Below are 16,724 nucleotides of genomic sequence, written 5' to 3'. Positions count from 1 at the left end.
TCACTTGGGCGGCATGCGGATGGCGCCATCCAGCCGGATGGTTTCGCCGTTCAACATGTCGTTGGTGATGATGCTCTGTACCAGCTTGGCATAGTCTTCGGGCCGGCCCAGGCGCGCCGGAAACGGGATGCTGGCGGCAAGCGAATCCTGGACTTCCTGAGGCATGCCGAAAATCATGGGCGTGCCGAAAATGCCGGGCGCGATGGTCATGCAGCGTATGCCGACCTTGGCAAGATCGCGGGCGATCGGCAAGGTCATGCCGGCGACGCCGGCCTTGGAGGCCGCATACGCGGCCTGGCCGATCTGGCCATCGAACGCGGCAACCGAAGCGGTGTTGATCAGGATGCCGCGCTCGCCGGTGGGCTCGGGCGCGTTCCCGCTCATGGCCTGGGCGCACAGGCGCATCATATTGAAGCTGCCGATCAGGTTGATGGCGATGACTTTGTGGAACAGGTCCAGCGCGTGCGGGCCATTCTTGCCGACGATCCGGGCGGCGGGCGCGATGCCCGCGCAATTCACCAGCCCGAACAGGGCGCCGAGTTCCGTGGCGGCATGCACCGCAGCCTGGGCATCGGCTTCCTGCGTGACGTCGCAATGGACATAGCGCTGTCCGAGTTCGGCCGCCAATTCGCCGCCGGCCTGGTCCTGTACGTCGGCAATGACAACGCGGGCGCCGCTGGCGACCAGCATGCGCGCCGTGCCGGCCCCGAGACCGGAGGCGCCGCCTGTGACGATGAATACTTTGTTGGCGATTTCCATGGTTCGATACGGCCGTCAGGCCTGGTCAGCTTTGAAGGGCGGCCATCAGCCGCGCGCGGATTTCGTCGACGGCCCCGACGCCCGAGATCTTTCGATAGCGCGGCGCTTGCGGGTCGGACTGGGCCCAGTTGGCGTAGTAGTCCACCAGCGGACGCGTCTGATCGCGATAGACGGCCAGGCGGTGGCGTACCGTTTCCTCGCGATCGTCGTCGCGTTGTACCAGCGGTTCGCCGGTCAGGTCGTCCTTGCCCTCGGCCTTGGGCGGGTTGAACCGTACGTGATAGCTCCTGCCGCTGGCCGGATGCACGCGGCGGCCGCTCATCCGCTCGATGATATCTTCCTCGGGTACTTCGATTTCGACGACGTAGTCCAGCTTGACACCGGCATCCTTGAGGGCATCCGCCTGCGGAATGGTGCGCGGGAAGCCGTCGAACAGATACCCCTTGGCGCAATCGGGCTGTTGCAGGCGGTCGCGCACCAGGCCGATGATGATTTCATCGGAGACCAGACCGCCCGTATCCATGATTTTTTTTGCCTCCAGCCCCAGCGGCGTGCCGGCCTTGACGGCGGCCCTCAGCATATCGCCCGTGGAAATCTGGGGGATGCCGAATTGCTGGGTGATGAAGCCCGCTTGGGTACCTTTACCGGCGCCGGGAGGGCCGAGCAGGATGAGACGCATAAAAACTCCTGAGGAATGTAATTCTTGTGCTGGGCCCGATTATGCCGCATCGACCGCGAGGCATGCCCGCGGGAGCGGTAAGGTGTCGACCTCTTATAACCGATTTGCGTATACGGCACGTACCCGTTCCAGATCGGCCGGCGTATCGACGCCGGCAGCGGGCGCCTTCGACACCTGGTGGACCAGAATGGTGTAGCCGTGTTCCAGGGCGCGCAGCTGCTCCAGCGATTCGAAGCGTTCAAGCACGCCCTGGGGGAGACGCGGAAAGCGGCGGAGGAATTCGGCCCGATACGCATAAAGGCCCACATGGTGCCATGCCGGTAGTCCGTCCGCCATCCGCCGTTGGCCGTCGGCCAAGGCATCGCGCGCCCAGGGGATCGGCGCACGGGAGAAATACAGGGCGCGGCCGTCGGCCGCGCACACGGCCTTGACGACACCGGGATTGAACAAGGCCCCGGCGTCGGCCACGGGTGACGCGCAGGTTGCGATCGCCGCGTCCGGCCGTTGCGCGAGCAGGCGCGCGACCGCGTCGATCAATTCGGGCTCGATGAGCGGTTCGTCGCCTTGCACGTTCACCACGATCGTGTCGTCCGGCAAGGCGAGCAGGTCCACGGCTTCGGCGAGGCGGTCGGTGCCGGTGGCATGGTCGGCGCGGGTGACCACTGCCTCATGACCGTGCTGCCGGACCGCCTGGACGATGCGCGGGTCGTCGGTGGCGACCAACACGCGGCTGGCGCCGGAAAGTGCCGCGCGTTCGGCGGTGCGCACGACCATGGGCTTGCCCGCGATATCGGCAAGCGGTTTGTCGGGCAGCCGCGTGGAAGCCGCGCGCGCGGGAATGAGGGCGATGAAATCCACGATCGTTGTTACGTCGCGTCGACACCGCGGTCGGTGTCCAGGGATCGCGCCTCGCTTTCCAGCATGACGGGAATGCCGTCGCGCACAGGGAAGGCCAGACGGTCGGCCGCACAGACGAGTTCGGCGTTCTGGCGGTCGTACCGGAGGGGGCCCTTGCAAATCGGGCAGACGAGAATGTCGAGCAGGCGGGATTCCATGGACGGATTTTAGTGGACTTTTCGCACCGCCGGCGTCCTCACTGTCGCGCCGGCAGGCGGGCGGCCACGCGGTCGAAGAAGCCGGGGTCGGAGAAACGGGGCGTGACGGGGACCGCCCATAAGCGGTTGTCGCCCAGGCCGCTGCACTTGACGGCGTCCTTGACGGTGACCAGGATGAGAGCGGTCTTGACCGATGCGAACGGAGACTTCGCGTAGCTGTAGTGATCGGGCAAGGGGACGGTGGTGTTCAGCGTCACGCCGGCCGTGCGCAGCGTGGCGAAGAATCTATCCGGGTTGCCGATGCCGGCGGCGGCGGCGATGCCGCCGGACTGGTAGGTTGCCTGCAATTCCCAGAGCGTGCGCAAGGTGCCGTCACGCAGATTCCAGGCCGCGCCCGGCTCCATCCACATGCTGACACGATAAGGCTCGCCAGACGGGGCGGCCGCGGCGGGCACGGGGCCATCGACATTGGTGACGATGGCGTGTACCTGCCCGAGGCGCGTCGGCGACTCCCGGAGCGGGCCCGCCGGAAGCAGTCGCCCATTGCCGATGCCGCGCCCATCCTGGACGACGATTTCGATATCCCGCGCCAGGGCCAGATGCTGCAGCCCATCGTCGGATACCACCACGTCGACGCGTGGAAAGGCGCTCAGCAGGGTGCGCACGGCACGCGGACGGTCCGGGTGGACACTGACGGGCGCGTCGGTCGCGTGAGCAATCAGCGCGGGTTCGTCGCCGAATCGCTCGGCGGCGAGTTCTCCCTGTCCGGTTCGCGCATGCTTGCCGATTTTTACTCCGTATCCCCGACTGACCACCCCGGGCGTCCAGCCTCGTTCCCGCAGGGCCCGTACCAGCTCGATGACGACCGGCGTCTTGCCGGTGCCGCCGACATAGATGTTGCCGACGACGATGACGGGGACGGGCGGCCGGTAGGATTGCAGCCAGCCTCGCCGGTAGAGCGCGCGTTTGGCCGCGACCGCCAGCAGCGTGAGGGCGGAAAGCGGTGCGAGGAGGGTGGACAGCCAGCCGCCGCGTTGCCACTGGGCCTGCAGTACGTTGCGCATGACGCGACTCACCGGGCGAGCTGTGTGGCGAAGTTTATCCTGGCGATGCCGGCGAGGCGTGCCGCTTCCATGACATTCACCACGGTCTGGTGGGTTGCCAGGGCATCGGCATTGATGACCAGCACCGGATCGGCCTGGCCCGCTGCGGCCCGGCGCAGCGCGTCCACGATTTCGTCCGTGGAGGTGGCTTCCAGCAGCGTGCCGTTCAGCGCGTAATGGCCATCCTGGCTGATCGCGACCTCGATGGCTGCTGCCAGCCGCTGTTCGGCGGTCGCCTGGGGCAAAGTGACCTTCAGCTGGCTGAAGCGTGCGAAGGAGGTGGTGGCCGCCAGGAAGATCAGGATGACCAGCAGCACATCGATCAACGGGATGAGGTTGATCTCCAGTTCGTCCTGCCTGCGATGATTGCCGAAATTCATGCCAACGGGTCCTGCACCGTGGCCGCGCGCGCGCCGAAGATCGTGTCGTCCTCGTCGCCGCGGCGGCGCGCGGGCGCGCCCAGGATACGCGCCGCGCGGGAGGCGGCGTTCTCCAGCTGGTGCATGTAGTCGTCCACCCTGCCGCGCAAGTAGCGGTGGAAAATCATGGCCGGGATGGCGATCAGAATGCCGAAGCCGGTGTTGTACAGCGCTACGGAAATGCCATGAGCCAACTGCGCCGGATCGCCGCCCGTGGGGGAGTACGAGCCGAATATGTCTATCATGCCGACCACGGTGCCGAACAGGCCCAGAAGGGGGGCCACGACCGCGATCGTGCCGATGGCGCCGATGTAGCGGTTCAGCTCATGCGCGACGGCGCGACCGGTGTCTTCGACGGCGCCGCGCATTTCCTCCCGCGGCAGGTGCCGTTGGCGCAGGACCTCCGCCAGGACACGTCCCAGCGGGGAATTACGTTCCAGCCGGGCGATGGCTTCCGGAGAGTCCTGGCGGTTGCGCACCATGTCCAGCACCTGGGTCACGAGGCCGGCCGGCGCCACCTGGTTGCGGCGCAAGGAAAACAGCCGCTCGATGATCAGCGCCAGGCAAAGGACGGAAGTGGCAAGCAGGGGCCAGATGGGCCAACCCGCATCACGAAGGACGGACAGCAAGAAGAAACTCCAAAGGTTGCAGGAGACGGCCAGGGTAGGGGACGGAATCAGCGCACTGTAACGGTCCGGCACGGGCCCTGGCAATAGCCCCGCCCGCCGCAAGCTATCCACAATTTTTGTGGATAATTCTGTGCAAAACCCATGCGGATGGCCCATTTCGGCGGGGAATCTTCGGCATGCCCTTGTTGAGGGCAACCGGGTGGCAAAGCTGTTTAGTGTTATATATCAATGACTTGTGAGCGTGTTTTAAAGCGAAAACCGACGCGGCGTAAGAAAACGCCCTTGGAGGGGGCCTCCCCATGGATTTTCGCGCCCTGTGGACAGATTTCGCCCGGAAAGCCTTATGACAGTTGAATTTCAAGTTAAAGACGCCATGTTTTCGGGCGATATCGTCACAGTCGGACAGTTGAATCAGGCCGTTGGCCAGGTCCTGGAACGCAATATCCCGATGCTTTGGGTTCGTGGCGAAATCTCCAATTTCACCCAGGCGGCGTCGGGGCATTGGTACTTCACGCTCAAGGACAGCCGGGCGGCTGTCCGCGCCGTAATGTTCCGCGGGCGCGCCATGGCGGTCGGTTTCGGGCCCCGGGCTGGCGACAGAGTCGAGGTGCGGGCGCGTGTCGGCCTGTACGAACCGCGCGGCGACTACCAGTTGCAGGTGGAGGCCATGCGGCGCGCCGGCCTGGGCGATCTCTTCGAAGCGTTTCTCCGCCTGAAGCAGAAACTGGAATCCGAAGGGCTCTTTCTGGCGGACCGCAAGCGCGCCCCCGTGGCGCAGCCCCGGGCCATCGGGGTGGTGACTTCCCTGCGCGCGGCGGCGCTGCGCGATGTCCTGTCGGCCCTGGCACGGCGTGCGCCCCATGTGCCGGTCATCCTGTACCCGGCGCCGGTGCAGGGCGCCGACGCCGCCCCCCGGCTGATCGCGGCGATCGCGGCGGCGAACCGGCGTGCCGAGGTCGATACCTTGCTGCTGGTACGTGGCGGGGGCAGTATCGAGGACCTTTGGAGCTTCAACGACGAGGGGCTGGCCCGTGCCGTGGCGGCAAGCGCGATTCCGGTCATCAGCGGCGTGGGCCACGAAACGGATTTCACCATCGTGGACTTCGTTTCGGACCTGCGCGCGCCCACGCCGACGGCTGCCGCCGAACTGGCGTGCGTGCCGCGCCTGGAACTCTACAACCGTGTCATGCAATTGGCCGGATTCCTGGTGCGTGCGCAGGAGCGGCGCCTGGAACGCCTGGCGCAGCGACTGGACCGCGCCGCCGGACAACTGGCTTCGCCCGGCCAGCGGCTGGCCCACCAGCGCGAGCGCCTGGTGACCTTGCGGCACCGGCTGGTCAATGCCTGGACCGGGCCGCAGGCGCGCCGGCGGGCGCGCATCGATCTGCTCCTGGCCAAAGTGCTGCACCGCGGTCCCGACCTGAGTCGCGCGACGGACCGGGTGGAGGATCGCATCCGGCGCTTGCGGCGGGCGCAGATCCGCCTGCTGGAGCATCGCCGCGCGCGCCTGGACGCCCTGGCATCGCAGTTGCGTGCCTTCGATCCGCAGCACGTGCTCGCGCGTGGCTATGCGCTTGTCAGGGACGATCGCGGCCAAGTGGTCCGCGATGCCGGGTCCTTGGCCGCCGGCCAGGTACTGGACGTGCTGTTCAGCCAGGGCGGCGCGGACGTTTCCGTGCTCGCTGCGCGACCCGCCGGTCGCGATGCGGCGTCTTAATCCCGTCTGACGGCAGGGGTTAATGCGTCCGCGGAAAAAGTGCCGATACAATGGTCGGCTCGATCGTGCTCTCAACAAAGAAGGAACCCGATATGGCACATACGCTACCCCCCCTGCCGTACCCGATGGATGCCCTGCAACCGCACATCTCCAAGGAAACGCTGGAGTTCCACTATGGCAAGCACCATCAAACCTACGTTACAAACCTGAACAACCTCATCCCGGGCACGGAGTTCGAGAACGCCTCGCTGGAAGACATCGTCAAGAAGTCCTCCGGCGGCATTTTCAATAACGCCGCGCAGGTGTGGAACCATACCTTCTACTGGAACAGCCTCAAGCCGCAAGGCGGCGGCGCCCCCAGCGGCAAGCTGGCCGATGCCATCAATGCCAAGTGGGGCAGCTTCGACGCTTTCAAGGAAGCCTTCAACAAATCCGCCGCCGGCAACTTCGGTTCCGGCTGGACCTGGCTGGTGAAGAAGGGCGACGGCTCGGTCGACATCGTCAACACCAGCAATGCCGCCACCCCGCTCACGACCGCGGACAAGCCCTTGCTGACCTGTGACGTGTGGGAACACGCCTATTACATCGACTACCGCAATGCCCGTCCCAAGTACCTGGAAAATTTCTGGAGTCTGGTGAACTGGGATTTCGCGGCCAAGAATTTCGGCTGATCTCCCGCTAGCCCGCGAAGGGCCGCCGCCATTGCGCGGCGGCCCTTTGTTTTTGTTTAAACTCCTGTCGGAACCGCTGTCGCCGCGTCTCGGAATCGCCCGGCGGATGATGGTATGGTTACGCCCTTGTCCCGCCCCATCGTCCCGTTTCCATGTCCGAATCTTCGCCTTCGCCTCTGCGAGGCTGGTCCACGCATCTTCGTCGCATCATTCGGCGCAAGCTGCACCAGGCTTCCCGGCTATCTCGCAAATCGGTGGAACTGACCTTGTTGCTGGGCGGCGCAGCCCTGGTTTCGCTGGTTTCCCTGGGCTTCGCGCAACTGGCCGACCTGGCCCTGAAATGGAATGCCGCCTGGATCGCCCGGTCGGCCTGGCTATCCTTCATCCTGCTGCCTTTCGGACTGGCGGTCATCCGCTGGCTGACCTTGCGCCTGGCGCCGAATGCTTCGGGCAGCGGGATCCCGCAAGTGATTGGCGCGCTTTCCTTACCGCCAGGTCCCGGGCAGTACAGTCTCGTCTCGGTGCGTCAGACCGTCTGGAAAATCCCGTTGACGTTTCTCGGATTGCTGGCAGGGGCGTCCATCGGCCGCGAAGGGCCGTCGGTGCAGGTTGGAGCGGCGCTGATGCTGGCATGGGGGCGCTTCTGGAAGAACCGCCGGCTGCCATTGCGGTCCTTCCACAACAACGAGCTGATCGCGGCTGGCGCCGCGGGAGGGCTGGCCGCTGCCTTCAACGCCCCATTGGCCGGCGTCATCTTCGCCATCGAGGAATTGGGGCGCAGCACGGTGCTGCGCTGGGAGCGCCTGGTCCTGATTGGCGTTCTGGCATCGGGCTTCATGGTGGTCGCTCTGGCCGGCAACAACCCGTATTTCGGCGTTTTCGGCGGTGGCACGCTGACGCACATGGTCGGTTGGGTCTTGCTATGCGGTGTGGTGAACGGGGCGGTGGGCGGCATATTCGGACGCTTGCTCGGCAAGGGCCCAACCGTGTTGGTTCCTGCCCGCTGGCGTTCCGTCGTGAGGTCGCATCCGATCGCAACGGCTTTCGTGTTGGGTATCGCCCTGGCGGCGTTGGGCCTCTTCATGGGCGGGACGACCTACGGCACGGGTTATGGCGCGGCGGCGCAATTGCTGGCGGGAGAACCGTTGGAGCAGCACGGCTTCGGGCTGGCCAAGGTGGCCGCCACCCTGGCATCGTACTGGGCGGGTATTCCGGGCGGCATATTCACGCCGGCACTGACCGCCGGCGCCGGCATAGGGGAATCCGTTTGGCGCCTGATGGATGGTGTGGTGGACCAGCGGGTGCTGGTACTCATGTCGATGGCGGCTTTTCTGGCGGCGGCCACGCAGGCGCCGCTGACCGCCAGCGTGGTTGTCATGGAGATGACCGGCAGCCAACCCATGCTCTTCTGGCTGCTCCTGGCCTCGCTCTCGGCATCTCTGGTGTCGCGCCAGTTCTGCCCCCAGGCGTTCTACCATCTGGCTGGGGGGCGATTCCGCCGTCAGGCCATCGTAGAGGCCGGCCGGGCCGCCAAGGCTTCGTCGGCGGCGAAAGGCGCGTCCACGCCCTAGACGCCGTCCATGCCATGGACGAGCCGCGGCAATGCGGCCAGGGTCCAAAATGGACTGGGATACCATTCCGCTTCGCACTTTTCGAGAGCCAGCCATGACCGAGCACGCCTACATCTGTGACGCCATTCGTACTCCTTTCGGCCGCTATGGCGGTGCATTGTCATCCGTCCGCGCGGACGACCTGGCCGCCGTACCGATCAAGGCCTTGATGGCGCGCAATGCGGGCGTGCAGTGGCACGAACTTGACGATGTCATTTTCGGCTGCGCCAACCAGGCGGGCGAGGATAACCGCAACGTGGCCCGGATGGGGCTTCTGCTGGCCGGGTTGCCGGTCGAGGTCCCCGGCGCCACAGTTAATCGCTTGTGCGGGTCGGGGCTCGATGCCCTGGGCAGCGCCGCGCGGGCGATACGCGCGGGCGAGGCCGGCCTGATGCTGGCGGGTGGTGTCGAAAGCATGAGCCGCGCCCCTTTCGTCATGGGCAAGGCCGAGACGGCGTTCTCGCGCAACGCCGCTATCTACGACACCACCATAGGCTGGCGCTTCGTCAATAAGCTGATGAAGGCCCAGTACGGCGTGGACTCCATGCCGGAGACCGCTGAGAACGTGGCAACCGACTTCAAGGTCAACCGCGAGGATCAGGACCGCTTTGCTCTGGCCAGCCAGGAAAAGGCTGTGAAGGCGCAGCAAGCCGGCTACTTCGATACCGAATTGACCCCCGTATCCGTGCCGCAGAAGAAGGGCGACCCCGTTCTGGTAAACAAGGACGAACATCCCCGCGAAACCAGCATGGAAGCGCTTGGCCGGCTGAAAGGGGTAGTCCGCGAGGGCGGGACCGTGACGGCCGGCAACGCCTCGGGCGTCAATGACGGATCAGCGGCCCTGCTGCTTGCCGGCGAAGGCGCATTGCGCCGGCACGGCCTGACACCGCGCGCGCGGGTCGTCGGTATGGCCACGGCCGGCGTGCCGCCTCGCATCATGGGAATCGGTCCGGTGCCGGCCACGCGCAAGGTACTGGAGCTGACCGGTTTGAAGCTGGACCAGCTGGACGTCATCGAACTGAACGAAGCCTTTGCCGCGCAGGGCATCGCCGTGCTGCGCGAATTGGGTATCGGCGAAGGCGATCCGCGGGTCAATCCGAACGGCGGTGCCATTGCCCTGGGGCACCCGCTGGGCGCCAGCGGCGCCCGTCTGGCCACCACGGCCGTCAACCAGTTGGAGCGCACCGGTGGTCGATACGCCCTGTGCACCATGTGCATCGGAGTCGGCCAGGGTATCGCCGTGATTCTGGAACGGGTCTGAAAGACGGGCGACGGTTATGTCCGCCGCCCGCCCTGTTTACCTTGCGGTATTATCCCTTCAGATTAACCGTGATTATCATTATCAATAAAGCGAGCATCGCCGCTCGCTTTTTTATTATGTATTCTTCTCCATACAATTAAGGCAGGCCGTCGATTTTCTTGCCCGTGGAGATTCCGTGGTCCGCAAACCAGCCCTGGGCCATTTCCAGCGCGTACCGGACGGGTTTGCGCGAGCAGTGCGTATCGTCCGTTTCGGGAGCCATGTCGTCGATATTGACGATGGTGCCGTCGTCGGCGATGAAGGCTATCGACAGCGGAAGGGGGGTGTTATGCATCCAGAAACACTGTTTATCGGGCCGCTCGAACACGAACAGCATGCCGTCGTTGCCTTCCAGCCGCTTGCGGAACATCAAGCCCCGTTCGCGGCTCTCGTCGGTATTGGCAACTTCGGCCTGGATGATGTGGATGCCGGCCGACAGCTGGGTTTTCGGCAGCGGGGGCTGCGCTTCGGTGAAACCCTGGGAGCGGGCCATTGCCGGCAGGACCGCGACGGCGAGGGTAGCAGCGGCGAGAAGGGTGCGCAGGGTCGCGCGGCTTCTCCTGGACTTGATTTGAGCTTGCAGCAAGACAGCACCGTTATGCATGATGAGTACGAAAGCAGTACGCAAAAAAGGCGGGGCGTCAGCCGCCCCGCCTTCGTATGGTACTCGAAGACGCCTACAACGCCACGACTGATCGCTCAGGCCGCGGTAATGTTCAAAGCCTGCTTGCCCTTGGGTCCTTGGATGATCTCGAATGCCACCTTTTGGCCCTCTTTAAGGGTCTTGAACCCGTTCATCTGGATAGACGAGAAGTGTGCGAACAAGTCTTCACCGCCGTCGTCGGGAGTGATGAAACCGAATCCCTTGGCGTCGTTGAACCACTTCACGGTTCCCGTAGATTTTGGGTTGTCCCCTTGGACAGCGGTTGCGGTCGTATCAGACATGCGGACTGCCTCTTGAATCATATGTTGACAGAAGGGCTCCCCGGCCGGGCCGTCTCCCCCCCTTTTTTCCAAGGCTAACAAGCAGTTGAAAGCACTTAGAATTCTTCGATAATGCGCCGTTTTTCTTTCGCGCGTCAAGTATGGAAACTACGCATTTCGACATGTAAAAATACGCCGATTTCCATACCCGGTTTTCTACTGTTAAATAAAATAGCCGCCGCTATGAGCACAAGCACGGATACTCAGCATGATCTTGTCGTGGAGAAGGAGAGCGCGCGAACCGCGCCGCCTCCCATGTACCAGGTCGTATTGCTGAATGATGATTACACCCCGATGGAATTCGTCGTCGCGGTGCTGCAGAAGTTTTTCGGCAAAAGCGAAGAAGAGGCCACCAGGATCATGCTGCAGGTACACCACGAGGGCCGCGGCGTATGCGGGGTCTACCCGCGGGATATCGCGGCGACCCGTGTCGCACAGGTGGCGCAGCACGCGCGTGCCAAGCAACATCCCTTGCAGTGCGTCATGGAACCTCTTTGACGACCTGCCTGGCCGGACCGGGCCGACGGGGCAATATGTAAAGCAATAAGCAATAAAGTTGGCAGGCCTGTACGCGCTCGTGGGGAAGCGGGCCGGGGGCTGCGTCAGTCGGCATATGGGAGAGGGGGTATCGTGGAGCAGCACAAGCGCGCCGGCCGTTTGGCGGGCGTGGCCATCGTGGCCGTCGTGGTCGTTCTGATCGCCATATGGTTGGCGCATCGATTTTCCGTACCGCCGCATACCCCGGTTAACGTAGTTGCTTCGTCTGGCACAGCGACCGCGCCGACCAGTGCGGCGGTCGTCGCCGCCGATCCCTTCGCGGGATTGAGCTGCGGCGCCCGGCAATACCAAGGCAGTCTTGCCCTGGCCGTCACGCTTACCCAGCCGGTCGATCGCAAGGGCGACCTGGGACGCCACCTGCAGGTCATCGACGGCGGGGCGGCCACGACGGCGGGCCAAGCAAACGATGAAACCGCGGTCCAGGCCGCGTCCGCGGCCACCCATGCCGTCGAACCGGGCGATGTCACTGCATCCGGCAAGCCGGTACAGGGCAATTGGGTGGTCGGCGACAACCCCCGGGTCATTTACTTTCCCTACATCCTGCCTCAGCGCCGCTATACCGTCAGGCTGGGTGCCGGACTGCCCGCCGGCGATGGGTCCTCGCTGCGCGACGCCGCGCATTGCCAGCTGATTACGGATGCGATGCCGCCTGCGTTCTACTTCGCCAGCCGCGGGGTTGTGCTGCCGGCAGGGCAGAACGGTGGCTTGCCGGTGGCCACGGTCAATACGCCGGAGGTCGACGTGCAATTCCTTCGAGTCGCTCCGGAACACGTGTCGGCGTTTTTCGATCTTCTGGCCGGCAATCGCGCAAGGTCCGGTGGCGATGCGGACGACGACGCGGAAAGTGGCGGCTACGTCGACTCGGTATCGTTGAAGGGCGCGGTCGGTGCCTGGGATCTGGATCGTTTGAAATCCATCGCCGAAAGCGTGTACCAGGGCCGCTTCCTGACCGACGATAAGCCGAACCGCCGCCATGTCACTTTCCTTCCCGTCGAGAACATCAAGGAGCTGCAGGAGGCGGGTATTTACGTCGCCGTGATGAGCGAGCCGGGTCGTTTTCGAACGGAGTACCAGACCACCTACTTTTACGTCAGCGATATCGGCTTGCACGCCAGGCGCTATGAAGGGCGCATCGAAGCGTTTTCGGTGTCGCTGCGATCGGGGGAGCCCATAGCCGGTGATACCGTGGAGTTGCTGGACGGCGGCGGCAGGGTTCTGGCGAAGGCGACGGCCGACGCGCAGGGGCATGTACGTTTCGACGGGGACTATCAACGGGCCAGCGTGCTGCGCGCCATGCGCGGCAAGGAGATGACGGTTTTGTCGCTGGCCGAGCCGGCGCTGGATCTATCGGAGTTCGATGTGGGCGGCCTGCCGGCCGTCAACAACAGCATATTCGTGTACGCTGGGCGGGACCTGTATCGGCCCGGGGAAACGCTGCAGGTGTCGGTGCTGCCGCGCGATGCGGATGGCCGTCCGCTGGCCGCTTCGCCGTTGACCGCGACATTGAAACGGCCCGACGGGCGCGTCGTTCAGAGTGCGTTATGGCGGCCCGATTCTTCGGTGCGAGGCTACGTCAGGCACGCCATTGAATTGCCCCCCGATGCGCAGACCGGCACGTGGATGCTGGAGCTGCGGGTCGATCCCTCGGCGCGTAACGCCGATGCGACCTGGGCCTTCCATGTGGAGGAATTCCTTCCCGAACGCATGAAGCTGCTGTTGAGCGCGCCGGAAGGCGTGTTGCCGGCGGGCAAGTCCTTGCAGGTGGCGGTCCAGGGGGACTACCTGTATGGCGCGCCTGCCGCGGGCAACCGGCTGCTTTCCAGTTTTACCGTTAAACGGGATCGGCAGGCGCTGCCGTCACAATGGCCCGGTTTCATTTTCGGCGACGTCGCCGACGATAGCTTGCGCCATTACGAGGAACTTCCCGAGTCGCAACTGGATGATGAGGGCAAAGGCCGGATCGATGTCGATCTGTCGGGACAGAAGGCCACCTCGCCGCTGCAAGTCCGCGTTCAGGCCAGCTTGCTGGAATCCGGAGGGCGTCCGGTTGTCCGGTCCTTGACGCGGTCGATCTGGCCCGCCCCCGCGCTGATCGCGGTTCGCCCGCTTTTCGACGGCGATGTGACGCAGGAAAATACCCCTGCGGGATTTGAGGCAGTGCGGGTCGATGCCGAGGGCAAGATCAGGCCCCTGGGCCAGGCGCAGGTCCGTTTGTACCGCGAAGAGCGACAGTACTACTGGCGCTACGACGAGCAGCGGGGCTGGAACAGCGGCTATACCGAAACCGAGGAGTTTGCGGACGCCCGCTCCTTGCCCCTGAGCGGACGCGAAACGTTCAATGTGCCGGTCGGCTATGGCCGGTATCGCCTGGAGATCTCCGATTCCGAAACCGGGCAGACCCTGCGCTACCGGTTCTACGCGGGCTGGGGCGCGCAGGGCGAAGAGGCCGCCGGGAACCGGCCGGACCGCGTGCGCATGAAGGTCGAAGGCCTGCCCGCCAAGCCGGGCGATAGCGTCCGCCTGACGCTGACGCCGCCGCATGATGGTCATGCCCTGATTACCGTGGAAGGCGATCGCATGCTGTGGTCGAAGTGGATAGACGCGAAGGCCACCGGCACCGAAGTCGACATACCGGTGGATGCCGCCTGGAAGCGCCACGATCTTTACCTCGGCGCGGTGGTCTTTCGCCCGGGCAGCCAAGGCGATCGCGTGACGCCGGCGCGCGCGGTCGGGCTGGCGCCTTTGCCGTTGGATACCTCGGCTCGCAAGCTGGACGTACACCTGCAGGCGCCGTCGAAAGTCCGCCCGGAGGCACGCACCACCGTCAAGGTAAAGATCGACGGCGCCGCCGATACCCAGGCGACGGTAACGTTGTCCGCGGTCGATGTCGGCATCCTGAACATAGACCGCTATGCGACGCCGGACCCGTATGGCTTTTTCTTCGGCAAGCATCGCTATGCTCCCGACCTGCTCGACATGTACGGCAAACTGATCGAGAAGATGGATGGCACGAAAGGGCGCCTGAAATGGGGCGGCGATGCGGCGATGCGCGGAGATACGCGCCCACTTCCCAAGAAAGTCAAACTGGTGGACCTGTTTTCCGGCCCTGTAGCACTGGATGCCAAGGGCGAAGCCGAAATCCCGTTGGATGTGCCGGATTTCAACGGAACCTTGCGTTTGATGGCGGTAGCGTTCACCGCGGACCGATATGGCAGCGCGGACGCCGAAATGGTGGTCGCCGCGCCGGTGGTTGCCGAACTCAGTACGCCACGTTTCATCACGCCGGGGGATCGCGCGGCGATCGCGCTTGACGTCACGAATCTTAGCGGTGCGACGCAAACGTTTTCCGTATCGCTGCAGGCGCGCGATCCCCTGTCGATTGCCGACGGAGAGCGCACGGTCACGCTGAAAAACCAGCAGCGAACGACCTTGCGCTACACCGCCACGACCACGGGATCGTATGGCCTCGGCTTATTGCGTTTGTCCGTGTCCGGCCAGGGTGGCGCGGACGCCGTCCATATCGTGCGCGAATCGGTGCTCCAGGTCGAGCCCGCGCAGGCGCCCGAGCGTCAGGTGCGCCGCCTGCGGTTGATGCCGGGCGACAGCACGCGCCTGGATGCCGCATGGGTAGCGGGGTATTACCCGGATTCCATCACCGCCAGCCTGACCGTGTCCGATCGTCCGCCATTCAATGTGCAGCGGATCGTCGGCAACCTGCTGACATATCCCTATGGGTGCACGGAGCAGACCATCAGCGCGGCATTGCCTTGGCTGTTGATGGACGCGGATAGCGCGCGCCTGTATGGCGTGAAGGATTTCTCGCCCGCGGCACGCCAGGACAGGGTGGACAGGGCACTGCAGCGCCTGTCCGGCATGCGCGGTTCCAGCGGCGCCTATTCGCTATGGGGTGGACCGGCGGGTGCGCGCGACGTTTGGCTGACAGCGTATGCCGTCGGCTTTTTGCAGGACGTCCGCGACCGCGGGTTCAGCGTACCCGAGACCGTGCTGGACCGCTCGCGCGGCTGGCTGTTGGAACAGGTGCAGCGAGCGCCCTCCGGCTTCGGCGTCTGGTCCGCGCAACTGCGCGCGGCGGTGCAGAACGGCCGTATCCCGGCGGACGCGCAAAGCGTGCTGCGCGACGATCACCGGCGCTTCGCCGGCCTGGCCGCGGCATCGCTGGTGCTTGCTCGCGACGGCAAGGCGCCGCTGGCCACGGTACGCCAGTTATTCGACAATTATCAGGCGCGTGCGCGTTCGCCCCTGCCTTTGGTCCAGCTTGCCGCCGCCTTCAAACTGATGGGTGACGCCGACCGGGCGCGTGCGGCGCTGGATGCGGGCATGAGCCGTCCATACGGTTTCGGCACGATGTCCGGCGGCGTGGATGAGTGGATGGGTGACTACGGCAGCGCGGTACGCGACCTGGCCTTGTCCTATGCGCTGATGGGGCAATACGATCTGCAGCATCCGCGCCGGGAAGTCCTGATGACGGAACTCGCCGCGCGCCTGGGAGGACGGTCGTATTTCTCGACGCAGGAAGAAATGGCGCTGCTGATGGCAGCGCGCGCGGCCGGCGGCGGCGCGCCCGGAGCCTGGGAAGCTACGCTGTCCAGGGGCGCCGGACGCACGGTGCTGCAAGGAGACGACGACCGTATCGTAACCCTCCAGCCCGGCGATATCGATGGCATGCAGCTGTCCAACACCGGTGCCCGGCCGGTGTACGCGGAAATCGACATACAGGGGACGGCCGACCATCCCCCTGCACCGCGCGATGGCGTTATCCGTTTGCAGCGCCAATGGTATTGGCCGGACGGCAAGGCCTGGGACGGTGGCACGCTGCAGACCGGCGATATCCTGGTGGCGTGGATACGCGCGGACGCGAGCCAGGCCATTCCCGACGGCCTGATTATCGACCGCGTGCCGGCGGGCCTGGAGGTCGAGAACCTGAACCTGTCGCAGAATCCCGATATGAACGATTGGACCATCGCCCAGCATCGCGTGGCCGACGCCTTGTCCGATCCTCGCATCAAACACACGGAGTTCCGCGATGATCGCTACGTCGCCGCGGTATCCCTGGGGCAGGGACCGGTCGACATTTACTATCTGCTGCGCGTGGTGACGCCCGGCCGGTACGCCGTACCGTCGACCGTGGGGGAGGACATGTATCGTCCTGAGGTCCAGGGTGTCGGTGCGTCATGGGGCGATATCGAGATCCGCGATCGCGGTGCGCCGCCGTAGCCATG

Annotated in this window: 15 protein-coding genes; 6 read left to right on the top strand and 9 right to left on the bottom strand. The window is 64.8% G+C overall.

What is annotated here, in order from left to right:
- The 7 genes from ACO1P8_RS22045 to ACO1P8_RS22015 all read right to left on the bottom strand — a co-directional run bounded on the left by ACO1P8_RS22045 (position 1) and on the right by ACO1P8_RS22015 (position 4,644).
- The gene (locus ACO1P8_RS22045) at positions 1-759 is read right to left on the bottom strand and encodes a 3-hydroxyacyl-CoA dehydrogenase (protein ID WP_486297984.1); all 759 of its coding nucleotides are present in this window, start codon (positions 757-759) and stop codon (positions 1-3) included.
- Between the two features lie 25 nt (positions 760-784).
- On the bottom strand, positions 785-1,438 hold the full coding sequence (gene adk, locus ACO1P8_RS22040) for an adenylate kinase (protein WP_486297983.1): 654 nt from the start codon (positions 1,436-1,438) through the stop codon (positions 785-787).
- Between the two features lie 93 nt (positions 1,439-1,531).
- Positions 1,532-2,296 carry a 3-deoxy-manno-octulosonate cytidylyltransferase gene (gene kdsB / locus ACO1P8_RS22035; protein ID WP_486297982.1) on the bottom strand — a complete coding sequence of 255 codons (765 nt, stop codon included), beginning with the start codon at positions 2,294-2,296 and terminating at the stop codon, positions 1,532-1,534.
- Positions 2,297-2,304: 8 nt separating this feature from the next.
- Positions 2,305-2,493 (bottom strand): Trm112 family protein, encoded by a 189-nt coding sequence (locus ACO1P8_RS22030; RefSeq protein WP_486297981.1) that lies wholly within the window; start codon positions 2,491-2,493, stop codon positions 2,305-2,307.
- A 38-nt stretch (positions 2,494-2,531) separates the two neighbouring features.
- Positions 2,532-3,557, bottom strand: coding sequence for a tetraacyldisaccharide 4'-kinase (gene lpxK, locus ACO1P8_RS22025; RefSeq protein WP_486297980.1), 1,026 nt, complete (start codon positions 3,555-3,557; stop codon positions 2,532-2,534).
- An 8-nt stretch (positions 3,558-3,565) separates the two neighbouring features.
- Complete coding sequence (locus tag ACO1P8_RS22020) at positions 3,566-3,976, bottom strand: ExbD/TolR family protein (RefSeq protein WP_486297979.1); 411 nt, start codon at positions 3,974-3,976, stop codon at positions 3,566-3,568.
- Positions 3,973-4,644: a MotA/TolQ/ExbB proton channel family protein gene (locus ACO1P8_RS22015; protein ID WP_486297978.1), complete on the bottom strand. Its 672-nt coding sequence runs from the start codon at positions 4,642-4,644 to the stop codon at positions 3,973-3,975. Before ACO1P8_RS22015 ends, ACO1P8_RS22020 begins: the two co-directional genes overlap by 4 nt.
- A gap of 343 nt (positions 4,645-4,987) precedes the next feature.
- On the opposite strand from ACO1P8_RS22015, the gene xseA reads away from it, so the two are divergent.
- From xseA to pcaF, 4 genes are all read left to right on the top strand, one after another.
- Entirely contained in the window at positions 4,988-6,361 is a 1,374-nt protein-coding gene (gene xseA / locus ACO1P8_RS22010) for an exodeoxyribonuclease VII large subunit (protein WP_486297977.1), read from the top strand.
- 92 nt (positions 6,362-6,453) lie between these two features.
- Positions 6,454-7,032, top strand: coding sequence for a superoxide dismutase [Fe] (sodB, locus tag ACO1P8_RS22005; protein ID WP_094842680.1), 579 nt, complete (start codon positions 6,454-6,456; stop codon positions 7,030-7,032).
- Between the two features lie 152 nt (positions 7,033-7,184).
- A complete protein-coding gene (locus tag ACO1P8_RS22000; RefSeq protein WP_486297976.1) occupies positions 7,185-8,603 on the top strand; it encodes a chloride channel protein in 1,419 nt (472 codons plus the stop codon).
- Positions 8,604-8,697: 94 nt separating this feature from the next.
- Positions 8,698-9,903: a 3-oxoadipyl-CoA thiolase gene (gene pcaF, locus ACO1P8_RS21995; protein WP_486297975.1), complete on the top strand. Its 1,206-nt coding sequence runs from the start codon at positions 8,698-8,700 to the stop codon at positions 9,901-9,903.
- Between the two features lie 136 nt (positions 9,904-10,039).
- Here the strand turns inward: pcaF and ACO1P8_RS21990 are convergent, their stop codons facing one another.
- On the bottom strand, positions 10,040-10,546 hold the full coding sequence (locus ACO1P8_RS21990; protein WP_486297974.1) for a DUF192 domain-containing protein: 507 nt from the start codon (positions 10,544-10,546) through the stop codon (positions 10,040-10,042).
- A gap of 95 nt (positions 10,547-10,641) precedes the next feature.
- Positions 10,642-10,887: a cold-shock protein gene (locus tag ACO1P8_RS21985; protein ID WP_006220277.1), complete on the bottom strand. Its 246-nt coding sequence runs from the start codon at positions 10,885-10,887 to the stop codon at positions 10,642-10,644.
- 222 nt (positions 10,888-11,109) lie between these two features.
- On the opposite strand from ACO1P8_RS21985, the gene clpS reads away from it, so the two are divergent.
- Together clpS and ACO1P8_RS21975 are read left to right on the top strand one after the other, a co-directional pair.
- Positions 11,110-11,424 carry an ATP-dependent Clp protease adapter ClpS gene (gene clpS / locus ACO1P8_RS21980; RefSeq protein WP_094842676.1) on the top strand — a complete coding sequence of 105 codons (315 nt, stop codon included), beginning with the start codon at positions 11,110-11,112 and terminating at the stop codon, positions 11,422-11,424.
- Between the two features lie 132 nt (positions 11,425-11,556).
- Entirely contained in the window at positions 11,557-16,719 is a 5,163-nt protein-coding gene (locus tag ACO1P8_RS21975; RefSeq protein WP_486297973.1) for an alpha-2-macroglobulin family protein, read from the top strand.
- Positions 16,720-16,724 lie beyond the last annotated feature (5 nt).

The organism is Bordetella sp. (assembly GCF_057362025.1).
Note: the sequence above shows the minus strand (reverse complement) of the source record. Positions and strands in the feature narration are given on the sequence as shown.

Bases quoted from the DNA above. Each gene is read 5' to 3' on its own strand.
- ACO1P8_RS22045 (WP_486297984.1), bottom strand. From the start codon at position 759: ATGGAAATCGCCAACAAAGTATTCATCGTCACAGGCGGCGCCTCCGGT.
- adk (WP_486297983.1), bottom strand. From the start codon at position 1,438: ATGCGTCTCATCCTGCTCGGCCCTCCCGGCGCCGGTAAAGGTACCCAA.
- ACO1P8_RS22030 (WP_486297981.1), bottom strand. From the start codon at position 2,493: ATGGAATCCCGCCTGCTCGACATTCTCGTCTGCCCGATTTGCAAGGGC.
- lpxK (WP_486297980.1), bottom strand. From the start codon at position 3,557: ATGCGCAACGTACTGCAGGCCCAGTGGCAACGCGGCGGCTGGCTGTCC.
- ACO1P8_RS22020 (WP_486297979.1), bottom strand. From the start codon at position 3,976: ATGAATTTCGGCAATCATCGCAGGCAGGACGAACTGGAGATCAACCTC.
- xseA (WP_486297977.1), top strand. From the start codon at position 4,988: ATGACAGTTGAATTTCAAGTTAAAGACGCCATGTTTTCGGGCGATATC.
- sodB (WP_094842680.1), top strand. From the start codon at position 6,454: ATGGCACATACGCTACCCCCCCTGCCGTACCCGATGGATGCCCTGCAA.
- ACO1P8_RS22000 (WP_486297976.1), top strand. From the start codon at position 7,185: ATGTCCGAATCTTCGCCTTCGCCTCTGCGAGGCTGGTCCACGCATCTT.
- pcaF (WP_486297975.1), top strand. From the start codon at position 8,698: ATGACCGAGCACGCCTACATCTGTGACGCCATTCGTACTCCTTTCGGC.
- ACO1P8_RS21990 (WP_486297974.1), bottom strand. From the start codon at position 10,546: ATGCATAACGGTGCTGTCTTGCTGCAAGCTCAAATCAAGTCCAGGAGA.
- ACO1P8_RS21985 (WP_006220277.1), bottom strand. From the start codon at position 10,887: ATGTCTGATACGACCGCAACCGCTGTCCAAGGGGACAACCCAAAATCT.
- clpS (WP_094842676.1), top strand. From the start codon at position 11,110: ATGAGCACAAGCACGGATACTCAGCATGATCTTGTCGTGGAGAAGGAG.